The 15,775-nt window shown below is 39.6% G+C and carries 15 protein-coding genes; 6 read left to right on the top strand and 9 right to left on the bottom strand.

Going from position 1 to position 15,775, the window contains the following annotated elements:
• Nucleotides 1-3: 3 nt before the first annotated feature.
• Entirely contained in the window at nt 4-942 is a 939-nt protein-coding gene (gene ubiA, locus FHK88_RS05460) for a 4-hydroxybenzoate octaprenyltransferase (RefSeq protein WP_227429741.1), read from the top strand.
• A 40-nt stretch (nt 943-982) separates the two neighbouring features.
• Nucleotides 983-1,864, top strand: coding sequence for a hypothetical protein (locus tag FHK88_RS05455; RefSeq protein ID WP_227429740.1), 882 nt, complete (start codon nt 983-985; stop codon nt 1,862-1,864).
• A 175-nt stretch (nt 1,865-2,039) separates the two neighbouring features.
• Here FHK88_RS05455 and FHK88_RS05450 read toward each other — a convergent pair whose 3' ends face one another.
• Nucleotides 2,040-2,672, bottom strand: a complete 633-nt coding sequence (locus tag FHK88_RS05450; protein WP_227429739.1) for a hypothetical protein — start codon at nt 2,670-2,672, stop codon at nt 2,040-2,042.
• 386 nt (nt 2,673-3,058) lie between these two features.
• On the opposite strand from FHK88_RS05450, the gene FHK88_RS05445 reads away from it, so the two are divergent.
• On the top strand, nt 3,059-4,045 hold the full coding sequence (locus FHK88_RS05445) for a DMT family transporter (protein ID WP_227429738.1): 987 nt from the start codon (nt 3,059-3,061) through the stop codon (nt 4,043-4,045).
• Nucleotides 4,046-4,114: 69 nt separating this feature from the next.
• Here FHK88_RS05445 and FHK88_RS05440 read toward each other — a convergent pair whose 3' ends face one another.
• A complete protein-coding gene (locus FHK88_RS05440) occupies nt 4,115-4,762 on the bottom strand; it encodes a hypothetical protein (RefSeq protein ID WP_227429737.1) in 648 nt (215 codons plus the stop codon).
• Between the two features lie 215 nt (nt 4,763-4,977).
• On the opposite strand from FHK88_RS05440, the gene yiaA reads away from it, so the two are divergent.
• Nucleotides 4,978-5,517, top strand: coding sequence for an inner membrane protein YiaA (gene yiaA, locus FHK88_RS05435; RefSeq protein WP_227429736.1), 540 nt, complete (start codon nt 4,978-4,980; stop codon nt 5,515-5,517).
• A 68-nt stretch (nt 5,518-5,585) separates the two neighbouring features.
• Here the strand turns inward: yiaA and mnmC are convergent, their stop codons facing one another.
• The 4 genes from mnmC to ispZ form a co-directional block, all read right to left on the bottom strand.
• Nucleotides 5,586-7,694, bottom strand: coding sequence for an FAD-dependent 5-carboxymethylaminomethyl-2-thiouridine(34) oxidoreductase MnmC (gene mnmC, locus FHK88_RS05430; RefSeq protein ID WP_319800153.1), 2,109 nt, complete (start codon nt 7,692-7,694; stop codon nt 5,586-5,588).
• 51 nt (nt 7,695-7,745) lie between these two features.
• The gene (locus FHK88_RS05425; protein WP_227429735.1) at nt 7,746-8,267 is read right to left on the bottom strand and encodes a bZIP transcription factor; all 522 of its coding nucleotides are present in this window, start codon (nt 8,265-8,267) and stop codon (nt 7,746-7,748) included.
• Between the two features lie 6 nt (nt 8,268-8,273).
• Nucleotides 8,274-8,588 carry a YciI family protein gene (locus FHK88_RS05420; RefSeq protein WP_227429734.1) on the bottom strand — a complete coding sequence of 105 codons (315 nt, stop codon included), beginning with the start codon at nt 8,586-8,588 and terminating at the stop codon, nt 8,274-8,276.
• Between the two features lie 107 nt (nt 8,589-8,695).
• A complete protein-coding gene (gene ispZ / locus FHK88_RS05415) occupies nt 8,696-9,247 on the bottom strand; it encodes a septation protein IspZ (RefSeq protein ID WP_227429733.1) in 552 nt (183 codons plus the stop codon).
• A gap of 160 nt (nt 9,248-9,407) precedes the next feature.
• On the opposite strand from ispZ, the gene FHK88_RS05410 reads away from it, so the two are divergent.
• Complete coding sequence (locus FHK88_RS05410; protein ID WP_227429732.1) at nt 9,408-10,313, top strand: PHP domain-containing protein; 906 nt, start codon at nt 9,408-9,410, stop codon at nt 10,311-10,313.
• 263 nt (nt 10,314-10,576) lie between these two features.
• Nucleotides 10,577-11,938 carry a GGDEF domain-containing protein gene (locus tag FHK88_RS05405; protein ID WP_227429731.1) on the top strand — a complete coding sequence of 454 codons (1,362 nt, stop codon included), beginning with the start codon at nt 10,577-10,579 and terminating at the stop codon, nt 11,936-11,938.
• A 108-nt stretch (nt 11,939-12,046) separates the two neighbouring features.
• On the opposite strand, the gene truD is transcribed toward FHK88_RS05405, so the two are convergent.
• The 3 genes from truD to FHK88_RS05390 all read right to left on the bottom strand — a co-directional run bounded on the left by truD (nt 12,047) and on the right by FHK88_RS05390 (nt 15,744).
• Nucleotides 12,047-13,171 (bottom strand): tRNA pseudouridine(13) synthase TruD, encoded by a 1,125-nt coding sequence (gene truD / locus FHK88_RS05400; protein ID WP_227429730.1) that lies wholly within the window; start codon nt 13,169-13,171, stop codon nt 12,047-12,049.
• A gap of 196 nt (nt 13,172-13,367) precedes the next feature.
• Nucleotides 13,368-14,579, bottom strand: coding sequence for a hypothetical protein (locus FHK88_RS05395; protein WP_227429729.1), 1,212 nt, complete (start codon nt 14,577-14,579; stop codon nt 13,368-13,370).
• Nucleotides 14,580-14,745: 166 nt separating this feature from the next.
• Nucleotides 14,746-15,744: a regulatory protein RecX gene (locus FHK88_RS05390; RefSeq protein ID WP_227429728.1), complete on the bottom strand. Its 999-nt coding sequence runs from the start codon at nt 15,742-15,744 to the stop codon at nt 14,746-14,748.
• Between the last annotated feature and the right edge of the window lie 31 nt (nt 15,745-15,775).

Below are 15,775 nucleotides of genomic sequence, written 5' to 3'. Positions count from 1 at the left end.
AACATGATAGCCAATCAATCGTCCTTCAGCCTAAAAGATAAGCTTTATGCGTTTATTCAGCTTACCCGCTTTGATAAGCCTGTGGGTATTGAACTGCTTTTATGGCCAACACTTTGGGGAGTGATGCTTGCTGCGATGGGACAGGCACAAGCTACTGGTCAGATGGCAGGGTTGCCCAGTTTAAAGGTATTTGTGATTTTTGCAACTGGAGCGATACTCATGCGGGCGGCAGGCTGTGCGATTAATGACTTTGCTGACCGCAAAGTTGACAGTCATGTCAATCGTACTAAAGGACGACCTTTAGCAGATGGGCGACTGCGTGGGCGAGATGCAGTATGGACATTTTTGATTTTATCGTGGATTAGTGCCAGTTTGCTATTTTTTTTACCGGTGCAGGTTTTTTATTGGTCATTAATAGCAGTGGCATTGGCATTTATTTATCCCTTTATGAAACGTTTTACTCATCTGCCACAGGTATTTTTGGCAGCAGCCTTTGGTTGGGCAATTCCGATGGCATACGTTGCCATTCAAGGCTCGCCTGATATTTGGTGTTGGCTATTGTTTGTTGCCTATATGTGCTGGACGGTGGCGTATGATACCCAGTATGCGATGGCTGATAGGGCTGAGGATTTACAGATTGGGGTGAAATCCACTGCTATTTTGTTTGGACGCTTTGATGTGCTGATTATTGCTATTTTGCAAACACTATTTTTGTTGATTATGGGGATTGTATTTTGGCACTACTTTGCGCCTACTAAATTGGGGCTTATTCCTATTTTTGCGTTAGGCTTGGTAGCGATGATGTTTTCGAAACAGAATAAAAAATGTCTTAGCCGTGAGCCATTGCCATGCTTTCAAGCATTTTTAGCTAATATTTGGGTAGGACGTTATATATTTGCAGTGGTGGCAGTAAGCTGTGCTTGGCTAGCTTTGAGTGGTTAGTTTTGCATCATTAATGTTTATAATTTTAAGGATATAGAATATGGCAACAATACAACAAGAAATCTTGATTAAAGATGAGGCAAGTAAGATTTTTTTATTTGATGAAGTCTATACATTTAGGGCGGCTCAGGAACAGGCAGAAAAAAAGAAGCTTAATGCATTTGGTATGATGGCAAAGCTTAACCCATTAAAAAGACCAAAAGAAGATACAGTTCAGCTGTCTCGTATTGATCGTCGTCTTGAGCCATTTTGGCATATTGAGGCGGTTAAGTCTGTAGATTATGATTGTCAAATTACCTATCAGGTACCCGTACATAATCCCTTTGTGCAGTCTATCCAGATAGAGGGGGAGACATATGAGGTGACTCGCAATAAAGAGAAAGCGCGTATTGACATTCCTGCGCTGGAGTCATGTCATCGTAAAATATATTATGATCGACTCCTTGATGGTCTAAAACGTGATATCAGAGCAGAAGTATTTGCCAGTTATGCGGAAAAGTATAAATTTGAAGAGATAAGTAGGGTAGAAGAAGGTAATAATGTCATTGAGCCATTACTGCCACAACAGGCGGCGATACAGCAAGCGTGTGCGGTATTAAATAGTGAAGCGGTGAATGCTCATGATGTTCATAAAAATAGCATTGTGTTTGAAAAGTTGTATTTATTTTTAGTTCCTGTTTTTGCTTTTGAGTTTGTGTGGGGAACGGCTGATAAGACAGGTGTGATTGAGGTCAATGGACTAACAGGAGATGTTATTGAAAACGGTGAGTGGTACAAAGATAAAATTAACCAGCTGTTAACTCGGGAGATGTTAGTAGATATTAGTGCAGATTTGGCAGGAGAGCTGATTCCTGGTGGGAGTATTGCTGTGAAGGTTGTGGGTAGGTTAGCAGATAGCCAGCGCGCTACATCCAACCAATAAATGTAGCAAAGTAGTTCAGAGCCTAAAAGGGATATCATTGTATGATGTGTGTATGAGTACAGGTTTTTAACAAGAGGGCGAGCTGTATGCAATGTGGTACAGTTCGCCCTTTTTGTTATTTTCTTATAACTTTTATGAAACTACTTATTATTTGTTGGTCTATGTTTCTTGTCGTCTATTGTTGTACCACAACTTCTGCTTCGGCACTAATGGCATTAAAGTTGACAACCTTGCCATTTTGTACCAAGTCAACTGAGCCACCGCCACCATGACTGACCAGCTCAATACTACCATCTGTTGAGCGATAGGTAGGGTTATTGCCTTGTCCTTCCGGTGCTGTTAGTAGTATTTTTTTACCAGAAGGTAGGGTAACGTTCGCCTGTAGCTCATCAATGGCAGAGGTTTGGAATGTTACCTTAAGCGTTTCACCAGACTCACTGCGATAGTCCACATCAGTAATTTGAGCTTCTTTGGTAATGTCATCTGCTATCATTTCTGTTTGTTGTCCTCCAGCTTCTTGGGAGATGGGAGGTAGGTCATCATTGCTTAGTACTTCTACTTCGGTGACTTGAGTTTCTGGCTCTGTTAAGTCTGTTGATTCAGTGGTTTGAGGTGTGGTCACCTCTGCTTCTGTAGACAAGTTGTCCTGCTCACTATTTTCTGGTGGTGTGATTTTGGTGATTTTGATATCTTCAGAGCTGTCACTATCTGGTTGCTTTTCACAGGCGGCTAAAGTGCAAATGCTCAGTAGGGCAACTGAACAGATACGAAAAATAGAATATCCTGCCGTTGGCAATGTTGATTTCATAATTTATATCCGCGTTGAGGTTGTGTTTTAGAGTGATAGTTGCTGGTTATTTAACCATAAATCAAGAGCTTGAACAATTGCTATTGTATATAGCAACCTGTCAAAGAAAATCTCAAGCATTAGCGTGAGTAATGTCAGAGCATTAAGCCGAAAAGACAATTGTTATAGTTGGTTTAATACAAGTTATAGTTAAGGATAGGAAGTTCTTTAGAAGTGTTATAAGATTGGAGTTTTCTAGTCGGCTTCATACAAGACTGGCACAAAGTCAAACTTGCTTGCAGTACCTGCTTTTATAAGAACAGTTACACCTTCGCTCGTTTTCTTTGTCACGGTATTATCTTGAGTTGGCGATAGTACTTTATAGCGCTTATGTTAGGGGATATTTTATGGCATTAACGACTCGCCGTGCTTCAATTGGGCTGATTGTAGGCTGTATCATTTTTGGATTGGGCAGTTTGATTGTAGCACATGTACAGGTCGGTGGTTATGCCATGTCATTTTGGCGTTTAGCGGTAGCAGGTGTGGTATTTACCATTTTAGCTCAGCTAAAAAAGCCAACTGATGCTCAGATGCTATCTAATACATCATCATGTAAAGCGCAATTATGTAAAACACAGTCACGTAAAGCGCGGGGATATGCTCTATTATCAGGGGCACTGTTGGGTCTGGACTTGGCATTATGGCATGAAAGCATTTATGCCGTTGGACCGGGTATCTCTACATTACTCAATAGTTTGCAAATTTTCTTTTTAACGGCCATTGGTTTTGTCTTTTTTCATGAGAGATTATCATTTCTACAGTGGTTTAGTTTGTTATTGGCGATGTTTGGTGTGGTGATGATTGCCAGTCCTGAGTTTGCACATAACCATCAGGCAGCGATTGGTTTTATTACAGGAATTAGCTCTGGTGCGATGTTAGCACTGTCGATGTTGTTTATTCGTCTTACCCATGAGGCACAGCCAACCCCTATTTTACAATTGATGCAACGCGTGAGTATTGGGGGCGTGTTAGCAATGATAATACCAATGTTGTGGTTTGACTCAGGGCATATACTGCCCAATTCTATGGCAGAGGTTGGCTGGATTGTGATATATGGTACTGTTATGCAGTGTTTAGCATGGGGGCTGATTGCTTATAGTATTCCAAAACTATCATTGAGTATTACTGGGTTATTATTACTTAGTGAGCCAGTCGCAGCACTGTTAATAGACTATGTGTGGCTACATAAGCCAATTAATATGATGCAATGGATTGGTGCAGGACTGACCATGTTGGCAATTTATCTGGGCTCATTAAAACCAAAATCAGCACAATCAAAGCAACATACTCCAAAGTTGCGTCGTTATCGTATTCGGGCAAAAGTAAAGGAATGATTTATACTGAGTGGTATGATTAACAGATATTGCCATCAGTTTGAGAAAACTCAATTCGTGAATATATTGTTACTTTAATGACAGAGAGTCACTTTTCATGCCACTATCTTGGTATATCTGCTCTAAATATAGCTGGCTAGCAAGTAGTTTATCAACGACACCACTTTGGCTTTGCATATTGAGTCGTTTGCTAAAGTCCAAAATGGATTGTAGCTGTGTCATCACCACATCATAGCTGGTAGCGTTTAGCTGTTTATTGATAATGACAGAGTTAGCATAGTTTTTATCAAGTTGTAGATAGTTGTTAATAAGCTCAGGAATACGAATATCAATCAGCTTATTTAGTGTAAAGAGTTGTGATTCAGTGAGTTGCTCATGGTGTGTGGATTCATACTGCTCTCCAATCTCATCCATGATAAGGCGAAAGCTCTGTGGCACATTCTGGCTATGTAATAGTTTGACATAAGGATGCTGTTTCGAAAACTGAATCACTGGTAAGTTAGAAGTGGTTATTTTTGTATCATCTGTATGACTATGATTAGGTTGAGTCGTGTTAGTTTGGTTTTGCTTGGCTTGAGCAAGGGCCTGTTGTTGTAAATATTGACGATGACGTTGAGCCATATCCTTTTGTTGATGGATACTGCGCTCTTTAAGTACAAAAAATAAAGGTACAACCAAGATAAGGCTGAGTAGAATCAGTAGAGCAACAAACGACATAATGGCTCACAGTAAGTATTTTATATGTTTATATGAGTAGTATTTAGACCCTAGTAGCGGATGATGAATCAAATATCTATTTACTTATTACCATGATAAGATAAAGTAAAGCCAGTCACAACTACCTAATGATTGATTGCTAACTATTAAGACTATAAATCATATGACGATATATGATACGCAAATATAATGAGTTAGGATAAATAAGGATAACCATGAATAACCCTATTGATAGAAATCAGCTAAGTGCCTATCAGCCAACAGCCGCTTATGTGGGGGCATCTTGGGCAGTGATGCTTGTTGGAATTTTGGCATATTTATTTGGCTTATGGAATGCAGCCAGTATGCAAATGAATGAAAAAGGCTATTATCTGGCAGTATTGGCATTGGGTTTATATGCTGCTATTAGCTTGCAAAAGACATTGCGAGATAAATCTGAAGGCATACCAACCACAAACTTATATTATTGGATTAGTTGGGCTGCTTTGGCATTATCGGTGGCATTAATTATTATAGGTTTGTTTAATGCAGAAAGTTTGAGTTTAAGTGAAAAAGGGTTTTACTTAATGTCATTTACTATGAGTTTGTTTGCTGCGATTACCATTCAAAAAAATACTCGTGATACAGCCCAAATCCAAGCCTTAGTTGCACCAGACTCGACAACAGGTGCAAATACAACACATTTAGTAGAGCAACAGTCATCAGAAGAAGGCTCATTATTTGGTAGCATTCGCTCTAAAATGACAGATAAATAAAAACTGAATTTAGAGTCTGTCTAAATTTGTCAACTACATTAATTTATCAACTACAAACTGTAGGTTTATTACTCAGCTAAAGGTGTCTGTAATCTGGCTCTATGTGGTGATAGACGTGCTAACATATCTCTACTTAGGGGTGCAAAACTTCCTGTCATTTGGTCGGCTAGGGCTTGCGCACATAGTGGAGAGAAAGCAAAACCTTTTGAGCCCATACCACATAGTGTCCAGACTTTTCCTTGTGTATCAAGCTGACCCAGAATCGGATGGTAATCAGGGGTTTGGGCGCGAATACCTACACGAGACTGCCAGTCACGACTATCATTACTAATGACTTTTTCCAGCGCAGGAATGGCTGTCACCAATTTTTGGCGGTTGCTGAGTTGTTCATTTTCTCGGCTATCTATACTGGTGTCATTACGCACAAAACTTGCCCCAAAGAGAAATTGCGGTTTTCCTACCATAACAGTATTGTTATGGGCATCTATGGGCTGAGCATCGAATAAAGCGCAGTATCCGCCATACTTAAGAGGCAGTTTGGGGAGTTGTGCCAGTTGTTCTGTGCTTGGTGTGAGCCATGATAACTGTCCACGAATAAGCCGACATTTAAAAATACGTTTATCTAATAGGTGGCTATGATTTCCTGCACTGATAATGACAGCATCAGTAGAAGATTGGCTAGATTCTTGTTGCTGTGTTTTTTGTTGTGATTGAGTGTTAGTGTTTATACAGTGAAGCAAGAGTCCTTCTTGATAGGGTTGTATCTCTTGTACTTGATATGGTTTTAGAGTAATGAGTGGATGTGCCAAAATAATATTGGCAAGTGCCATTGGGTTAACTAAGCCTGCTTGTGGTAAGTAAAGATTATCTAAAAGGGGCTGTTGTTGCAGACCTGTATATTTTTTTGCGTCATCCTCACTGAGTGTGGTTGCCATACCATCAGGATAATCAGCGATTTGTTGGGTATCAACATTTGCTTTGAGTAACAAGTCTAGCGTTGCTGTGGCTTCAAAGACAGATGTTTTTTCTGGGTTTTTGGAGTTTAACTGTTGATAATAGCGTTGACTGTATAAATACCCCATACTGTGGAGGTGTTCTGCAATATGGTGAATGGGTGTCATTTTTGGCGCAAGTAAGGCACGTGGATTGCCTGATGCCCCTGATAAGGGTGCATTTTGCTCCAGTATGGTGACTTTAATACCCCGATTTGCTAATGCCCAAGCAGTGCTCAACCCTGCAATACCTGCCCCAATAATACTGACATGATGAAGTTGCCTAGGTTGTGTTTTTTGTAATAGCTTAGCAAGGTTATTTGTAGTATTGCCATTTTTGTGGTTATTTTCAGAGTTACAACTTTTCTCAGAGTGGTTGTCTAGGTGATTCAGTTGGTTGTTAGTTAGGGTAGCAGTGAGCATCTCACGCTTACGTCCAAAGCCTTTAACTTTTTGGATACTAAAGCCGATATCTTTTAAGCCTCGTTTAACCACGCCAGCACAGCTAAACGTTGCTACTGTGGTTGAATAAGCTGATAAGCGTTGTATTTGGCTAAAAATCTGCTCTGCCCACAAAGACTCATTACATGATGGGGCAAAGCCGTCCAGAAACCACGCATCAATATAAGCGCCATTATCATTGTTTAGCTTTGCTAGGTTATCACTGGCATCACCAAGCCATAAATCCAATGTGACATCATCTTCTAAGTGTAAACGATGACAGCCTGCCACTAAAGTTGGATATAGTGTCAGCAGTTGTTCAATTAAAGAGGATAGACTAGGGTCTTTTTCTTGCCAGCATTGTAGCGCACGCTTTAAATCAGCATGGCTTAAAGGATATTTTTCAAAGCTGATAAAGTGCAATCTAGGTTGTGGTCGTTTATCTGTTTGTTGTTGCTGTTTAAGCTGTCGCCATAGTTGCCAAGTTGCTAATAAATTAAGACCTGTACCAAAGCCAAGCTCAGCAATACTAAATGTGGGGTTGTTAGAATATGCTGGTGCTGTTAGATGAGATAAAAAGCGTTCGGGCAAGTGGTTTTGCTGGACAAAGACATAGCGTGATTCATTTAACCCATCACTGAGTGAATAATAAACATCTGCAAAGTCGATTGATACAGGTACAACATTACCCATATCATCTTCTCGCCATTCAAGGCGTGCGGGTGTTATAGGTGCAGTAGTCACAATGAAGGCATCTCTTATGTTTAGGGCAATAGATACATCAATAATTAGCAGTTACCAACGCTCACGACGAGAAAAAACCAGCCAACCTATAAATATTCCCACCAGTAGACCTGTAACAACAGTAATAGCACCATATAAAAATAGTTGTCCACTACGCTCATTCACCAAGACATTAACTTGCGTTTCTAAATCGTTGACATCTCTTTGAAGCTGGGCATTACGGCTCAGTAATTTTTGGTTAGCTTCTGATAAGTCATTGGCACTGGGCTGTAACTGGCTGGCAAGTGTTTGCTCATCAGCATTGGCTGGATTATTGGAGGTATTATCACCATTAGCGTTATTAACTTGGTTATTATTAAATGGTGTGCTTGGTCGAGGTGCAACTTGTGGGTCAACATTTTGGGTGATGACGGTCGTATTGTCAGTCTGGTTGACTGGATTGACGGTCACCTGTGGCTCAGCCATTGCAGTGCTACTTAGACACAATAAAATAATAGTGGTTATAGCACCGCATAGCTGTGCTAGAAAAAAAGCACGATTGGTAAGATGAGGTTGGGTAGTAAACGCAGTCATAAGAGATTAAGATTCCGTATTGTCTTGAGGCGTCGGCAACGCTTGAATAAATGGTTTGACATCAACATGACTATAAACCCCAGCTTGTAAATAAGGCTCATCATTAACCCATGCTTGTGCTGATTCCAGATTATCAAAATCAGCAATTACAACACTTCCTGACATCTGAGGTTGTCCATGAGTGATGGGAGTAGGTCCAGCAATGATAAGACGCCCTTGTGCTTGCAAATCTTGTAGACGGGCAATATGTGCAGGACGTGTTTGCTGACGGCGTTCGGCTGATTCTGCAACGTCATGTCCAATGATAACAAATAGTGACATGATGGTTTTCCTTTCTATTTTTTATTTAAGGTGTATTGAATTTGAATATTTGAACATTAGGGTGTTGTCAGCTTGGAGAGCCATAATAGTAATTTACCAGACCCTAGTTATTCTTTGCCTTTTTCTACTAAATCTGGATTGAGATGATTTTTTAATGCGACAAACTGCCCAATCATAAATACCAACATAAAGGGTATCCAACCATAGGTCTTAAAGTTAATCCACGTTTGCTCTGAGGTATAAAAGGCAAAGTAATATTGTAAAAATGCCATGAGTACAAAATAGACTGCCCATACTAGGGTTAGCTTATTCCAGCCAGAAGCAGAAAGGGTATAGATACTCTTCATAGCAAGTTGTAATAATGGACGCTTAATCAGTACACTACCAACCAGTGCCACAGCAAACACACCATTAATCACCGTAGACTTCCACTTTAAGAAAATATCATCTTTTAATAGTAAGGTTAGACCACAAAAGAAAATGGTCAAAATTAAGGTGACCCATTGTTGTTTGTCCAGTTTACCTTTTTGCTTGATGAGATGTAAGACATAAACCACCAACGTGGCGATAAGTAGAGCGCCCGCACCTGCCAAAATGCCATATTGTTTGGAAGCAAGAAAAAACGCAATCAGTGGAATAAAGTCTAATAAGGCTTTCATGATAAAAGTAATGACCAGATAGATAAATGTAGTGCGTAGTTTACACGTCTCACTCTATAAAAAAAAGATATCATGACAGAATAGCCAGCCTGCGATTCATTTGCATTATTTTAGAAATAAAAATACACTCTTTATAGACAATTGAAAACGATGATTTTATATGACAGTAAACTTAACAGAAATCCAAAGACAGACAGATTTACATAGCCATAGTACCTGTTCTGATGGAACATATAGTCCTGAAGAATTATTAAAGCTGGCTAGTGAAAGACAAATTCGTGTCTTTGCACTAACTGACCATGACACATTAGCAGGGTTGGCACAAGCACAAAGCAGTGCTCAAAAATATGGTATTCAACTGATTAGTGGTGTTGAAATTAGCTGTCAGCATACACTGACAGGGGGGTATGGTAAAAATAAGGCAAAAGATAAAGTCATTCATGTATTGGGTTTGGGTTTTGATGATTTTGAGCAGATGAACCAGACCTTACAAAATATTCAAGATAGCCGAGCCAATAGAGGACATGCCATTGTTGAAAAGTTAGCACAGATAACAGACGTGCCAGTCGATGAGCTTTGGCAAGCAGTATTGCTAAAAGCTGATGGCAATGCACAAGCAGTTGGACGAGCGCATATTGCTAAAGTACTGTATGAAAGAGGCATTGTTAAAACCATGCAACAGGCGTTTGATAAGTATCTGGCAGATAATAAGCCCGCTTATGTTGCGATTGAGACATTAAGTATGGCAGAGACCATTGAGCTGATTCATAGTTGTGGTGGTAAAGCTGTGTTGGCACACCCCACGCGCTATCAACTCTCAGCGACACGAGTACGTAAACTCATTGCTGATTTTGCGACATTGGGCGGTGATGCCTGTGAGTTGCCCAGTAGCCAAGAGCCAATAAGCACTCGAAGAATGGTTGACCGTAGTGTTGCTGAGCATGGGTTAGCGGTTTCTATTGGCAGTGACTTTCATGGGGCAACCATGCCGTGGCGTAAATTGGGTGATGTGCCAAAAATTGAGCCAGAACAACGTCTTGTGATAGCAGATATGCTTAATAAGTAAATTAAGTAAATATTGGCACATATATTGCATTATTTATATGTTGCATAAGCATATAATCTATTGATATACACTTAGATTATTGTATTTTCTCATTATTTTTAAAACCCTGAATGTGTAAGCTAAAACTAATCATCTTTTAAGATGTTTGAGGTAAGCGCCAGCATTATGGGTTATGAAGATTTAAGTTCGCACTTCTTACTTATTTATCTTAGTTATGAGATTTAAATTTTTCTAAGATAAGTGACTGTTAGCATGAAGCTATTATGACTATGATTATTGATACGTATCGTGATGTGCGAGCTTATTTGTCACAAATCTTTTTAGATTGGCAACCAACTGATAAAGCTGCATTATTTGGTATGTTGGTGCTGATTGAGATTCTCATGCACTGGCTATGGTTATTAGCCATATGGATATTTGAGTCAAGCGTTATTCCTTTTGTGGATGTTAGTCTGATTCCGAGCTTATGGATAGGCTGTAGTCTATTTATTTTTATATTTGTTGGTTTTGTCAAAAAATTTGCCAGTATTAAGCAAGACCCTCAGGCAGTGTATCTGTATCAGTTTCTTCTGTTTTTTACCTACTGTATTTATATGGCTATTGTCATCAAGTTGGTAGGGCAGGGCAGTTTAGTCTCTGGTGTGGCATTGATGGGTGGCACTATTTTGGCAATGATGCTAATAGATCGTCGTATTGTCTGGTGGGGATTTTTGATTCAATGTGTATTGATTATGGCATATATTAGCTTGCCTTATTGTCATGTTGAACTGCCATCGTTAAAGCGTACGATTTTATTCACAGTATTATATGAAGAGAAAAGCACTCAGGATATTGTATGGTGGACATCTGAGCTGTCAGTTGCTCGTTTGCCTGAGTTAATGCCTCAGCGTGGACAATTATTTTGGTATCTTTGTTATATTTATTTTGCTTTGCCCAAAGCAATTTTGATTATTTATGTCATGAGGCAGTTATTAGAAGTATTCGATGCAAACAAAGCCAGCTTTCAGTACAAAGCTGAGCATGATGATTTAACCGACTTAAAAAATCGATTTAGTATTTATGAGTGTATGCAACACCAAATTTGCCATGAATCCAATCATGAGGATTTGAGTATTATTTTGATGGATCTGGATCATTTTAAGCTGATTAATGATCATTATGGACATTTGGTTGGTGATATGGTGTTGAAGCGAGTTGCTATGTTATTAATGAATCGACTACCAAGCTCTTGTACTGCTGGGCGATATGGTGGCGAGGAGTTTTTGTTAGTATTGCCTAACTGCCCACAGTCATTGGCAGTAGACATTGCCAATGAGCTATGTGAGGCACTGGCAGAGATGCCTCTAGTTGTTGATATGGATACAACGGTTTCTTTGACTGCCAGCTTTGGGGTCTCTACACTACAGATACAGGATGTACAAAAAGCACAGCAACATTGTCAAGTGATGGTGAGCTCTCAGAAAGCATCAGAGTCAGAGGTAGTCAGCAATACCAGTGCCGTAGATGATATACTTAAACGCTTGGTAGGGCAGGCAGACAAGGCGTTATATCAGGCAAAGTCTTTAGGGCGTAATCAAGTACAGGCAGTTGGGTTTTATGATACTGTGCCTCATGATGCGACATAAATACGATGCTATACAAGGTTGTTGTAAGTGGTAGAGTCATCGTAGGTGATAATGACTCAATATGTACCATAAAATATGGCACATATTGGAGAGTTTTGCTTGTTTATTTTATGATAACTTTTCAGGTTGTATGAGTGCGCTTAGAACACTGGTGGCATAACTGCCAGTAGGTAAACAAAAGTACAATTTTAGGCTGGGTTTATTTTCTGTTTGCTCTGTTATCCAGTGCCATGTTAAGTTGTGAATACTGAGGCGAAGAGGACGGCGACTGGATTTGATACCTTGTTTTTCAATAGCGGTTGCCAGTCGTGATAGCAGTTCATTATTTTGGACAGTTTGGATTTCTAGCTCTTTTGCACTACCTTGTATTTTGTCATTTTTTACTCCCCACATTACTCCTGTTGGGTGAATGTCACCTGTTATTAATCGCTGTGTTAAGGTTGCATCTAGCATTTCGCTGGCAAAGACTGAGCCAGTCCCATCAAGATTAAACACATCACCGTCCATACCAGTGTTCCATGTCTTATTTTGTACACGAGCAGCTAAAATTTCATTAAAAATTAGGCTACGGGCCGATGATAAAAGTAGTGATTGCATATCACGGCTTTTCTTAGGGTGAGGTTTTCTTCCATGAATCGTTCCATTCTCTAGCCATTCTAAGGCTTGTTGAATATTATCTCCATCACGTCCAAAGCGTTGCTCACCAAAATAGTTGGGAATACCCATGTCTGCAAGTTGTTGTAATTGAGCATCAATGGCATCCATGTCACCTGCTACATCTCTTAATGTGATGATAAACTCATTGGCTTTATGTGTGCCTCGATTTAGCTTTTTATGATGCCAGTGTGTTTCGATTACTTTTGCATATTCTTGTTGCTCTGTATCTTCTAAAAAGAAGGTGGTATCGGGCAAGTTTTGTGTGGGCAGGCGGAGGCTAAACCATTGACGAGTAATGGCATGACGGTCTTTAAGCCCAGAGTAACCAATATCACGCCTAGGTATATTTGCCCATTTGGCTAGTGCATTAATAACAAATAGCGTATTCATTCCTTGTTTTTCGATGAAAAGCCAGAGGTGTTCTCCATTACCACTAAAGTCAATAGTGAGTATTTCATTGACAATAAAGTCTGCGGCTCTTTGTTTGTAGTGTGCTGAGGTGATGGTTGCTGTGGTTGGTTGTGGCAATTGATTGGGGGTTATGGATGGTGTGGTATCGTTGGTGGTGTGCTTCATAATTGCTCACAGGGTCTAATCTATAGTTGTTAATTTATAAATAAAAATAAAATAGCCCAATCCATTGTTTGTATGGATTAGGCTTTTTACCATCATAAATGATATACAGTTATGATGGCTGTTGTTTGGTTGGTATTGCTTTATACAATTTGATATAAAGCAATTTAGTTTAACATTAAATAATATTAAATATGATTTAAGGAAGCTTTGACTCAATAACTGATAGACGGTATTTACCAGATTCTTCAGGGTCATAAGTGGTGACCATTAATACACCTTTACCATCACGGTCTAGAGTGATTGTTAGTTGAGAGTTGCTATCCTCAGCATCATAATCATCCGAGTCTTCATTTACATCATCATTTTCTAATGAGGTGTTAAATTTACCGTTGGCATTATAGCCCCAGCGTAGATAAGCATCAAAATCATTAGAGTCTAAGTTTACTTGTACACGCTGTCCTGGTTGACCTTGGATACGATACGCATCAAAGTAGTAATCACCTTCATATAATGGCTGATTGGTTCTTAGTTCACCTTGTGTCGCAGTGCCAACACGAATGGTCTTGGTTGGATTAACGACTAAGACAGCATTGAGAGGTTGCGTGCTAATGGTGTAGCTACCAGTTTCCAATGGGTCATAAGAGGTTGCTTTAATCAGTGCTTGTCCTCTGGCATCTAGTTGGACTTTAAGGCGCGCATTTGAGTCATCTAAAGAGTCATCATCATAATCTATTCTGTCTAAATCTGAATCAACAAGTTCTAGATAGCTGTCAATATCATCAGAGGTCATTTTGACATTGACAAAGGCATTAGGCTGTCCTGATATTCTATACAGTTGATAATATTTTCCATCATCATCTGTAGCGCTATTTTGTTGTAGTTGCGCTGTGCGGTTGCTGCGTGTTGTTAGGTTTTGAGGACTACTAGTTCTGGCAGGTGGTAGACGTTTGGCTTCTAAAGTATAACGACCATATTCTGTATCTATCATGCCAGCTCGGATATAGGCATTACCACCTTCTGGAATAACATAGAATAGACGGCTATTTAGCTCATCACCACCGTCATCATCACTTTTACAGTCATCACAGTACGGGTCATTCTTTGCATCGCTACCAACAATTAGGTATGGGTCAAAGTCATCTGATTTTAATTCAAATAGTACACGTTCTCCAGGAACACCTTGGTATAAGTATAGCTGATATGGGGTGTTGTCACTTTCATCACGAGGACTACTTGTGGTGATGTTACCAGTAATAGGAGCACCAGCACGAAGTCCAGTGACAGCTTGAGCTGAGGTGGCTGTTAACATAGATGCCATGGCAATAGAAGTAGCCAATACAGAGAGTTTTGATAAGTGGCTTAGCTTTGCAAATGAAAAGCGGTATTGTTTTTGATATGAAGATTGCATACTGGTGCTCCAAATTTGATTATTGTTGATGTTTATTGCTCTAAGTTTATCACTCTAAGTAATGACGTTTTATTGTCAGTGATGGGTTAGAGTTTTGGATAAGACCATATTATCTATAGTCATTTAGCATATCTGCTTATTGCAATATAGCAAACATTTGTACTTTTTAAAATCTTTCTGTTAACGTTGATAAGTTATATTTGATGGCATCAAAGCAGATGTCTGTCTGAAAGCCTCGATACTGTAAGAAGCGAAGCTGTTTTGCTTTATCTTTTGCTGTGCTGGGAATAGCATCGCCATATTTTTTTACGCGTGCCTCAACAGCTAGTTTAAGCCAGTCGACGCCTTCTACCAGTTCATTTTCAGAGACGACGTCACAAAATGCGTCTGATTCTGCATTTGCCATATCAATCAGCTCATCAATATTGCAAGGTATGGCGACTTGACGTTGATAAAAGTCTTGTTTGATACGAGTACGTCCTCTGCGCTTACGAATACCTTCACGAATCAGCATCAATGCGGTGCGCATATCACTTTGATAACCTTTTTCGGCAAACTCTTGTAATAATTCATCAATTTTTTGAGGGTCTTGGTCTTTGTCTAGCAGTTTTTGTTTTAGCTCTGCCGCTGAGTGTTCTCGTCGTGAGAGATAATAAAAGGCTAACCAACGTAAGCGACTTTCTGCCTTTATTTTCTCTTTTTCAGCAAGACGTTGCTCAGGGGTTTTTAAGTATGCTTGTAGTGCCTCTGGCAAAGTATCAATGTTAGGGGTATCTGTACTTTTTTTTGGTTTTTGGGTGATATGAGGCTCTTGAGTGTCTTGAGCTATACTTTCCTGTGTGTGTGAGGTGTGAGATGGGTTGCTGAGAATCTCTTTTAATGTCTGCTCTGAAGGTGGTTGATAGACTGGGCTGGATTGATGGTTCGTGTTTGTTGTGACGGCTGATAGCTTTGATTTAGAGCCTACTTTTTTTGATGATTTTGCTTTTGTTTTTAATGTGGATTTTGGGTTATGTTGCCATGCCTTTTTTGGCTGGTCAGTATGTTGTTTTGTATTTGTGGTTTTGTTTTTTTTAGATGGCGTTGTATTAGCGCTTTTTTGAGAATGTGGGTCTTTAGCTTGCTCTTGTTCAGCCAAGATTTCTGCTAAGGTTTTGATTTGCATGGTGTGTCTTGTGTGATTTACCAGTTATAGT

Origin of the sequence: Psychrobacter sp. I-STPA6b (genome assembly GCF_020662265.1) — a bacterium.
In the GTDB taxonomy this organism is placed as follows: domain Bacteria; phylum Pseudomonadota; class Gammaproteobacteria; order Pseudomonadales; family Moraxellaceae; genus Psychrobacter.
Note: the sequence above shows the minus strand (reverse complement) of the source record. Positions and strands in the feature narration are given on the sequence as shown.

Bases quoted from the DNA above. Each gene is read 5' to 3' on its own strand.
- ubiA (WP_227429741.1), top strand. From the start codon at position 4: ATGATAGCCAATCAATCGTCCTTCAGCCTAAAAGATAAGCTTTATGCG.
- FHK88_RS05455 (WP_227429740.1), top strand. From the start codon at position 983: ATGGCAACAATACAACAAGAAATCTTGATTAAAGATGAGGCAAGTAAG.
- FHK88_RS05450 (WP_227429739.1), bottom strand. From the start codon at position 2,672: ATGAAATCAACATTGCCAACGGCAGGATATTCTATTTTTCGTATCTGT.
- FHK88_RS05445 (WP_227429738.1), top strand. From the start codon at position 3,059: ATGGCATTAACGACTCGCCGTGCTTCAATTGGGCTGATTGTAGGCTGT.
- FHK88_RS05440 (WP_227429737.1), bottom strand. From the start codon at position 4,762: ATGTCGTTTGTTGCTCTACTGATTCTACTCAGCCTTATCTTGGTTGTA.
- yiaA (WP_227429736.1), top strand. From the start codon at position 4,978: ATGAATAACCCTATTGATAGAAATCAGCTAAGTGCCTATCAGCCAACA.
- FHK88_RS05425 (WP_227429735.1), bottom strand. From the start codon at position 8,267: ATGACTGCGTTTACTACCCAACCTCATCTTACCAATCGTGCTTTTTTT.
- FHK88_RS05420 (WP_227429734.1), bottom strand. From the start codon at position 8,588: ATGTCACTATTTGTTATCATTGGACATGACGTTGCAGAATCAGCCGAA.
- ispZ (WP_227429733.1), bottom strand. From the start codon at position 9,247: ATGAAAGCCTTATTAGACTTTATTCCACTGATTGCGTTTTTTCTTGCT.
- FHK88_RS05410 (WP_227429732.1), top strand. From the start codon at position 9,408: ATGACAGTAAACTTAACAGAAATCCAAAGACAGACAGATTTACATAGC.
- FHK88_RS05405 (WP_227429731.1), top strand. From the start codon at position 10,577: ATGACTATGATTATTGATACGTATCGTGATGTGCGAGCTTATTTGTCA.
- truD (WP_227429730.1), bottom strand. From the start codon at position 13,171: ATGAAGCACACCACCAACGATACCACACCATCCATAACCCCCAATCAA.
- FHK88_RS05395 (WP_227429729.1), bottom strand. From the start codon at position 14,579: ATGCAATCTTCATATCAAAAACAATACCGCTTTTCATTTGCAAAGCTA.
- FHK88_RS05390 (WP_227429728.1), bottom strand. From the start codon at position 15,744: ATGCAAATCAAAACCTTAGCAGAAATCTTGGCTGAACAAGAGCAAGCT.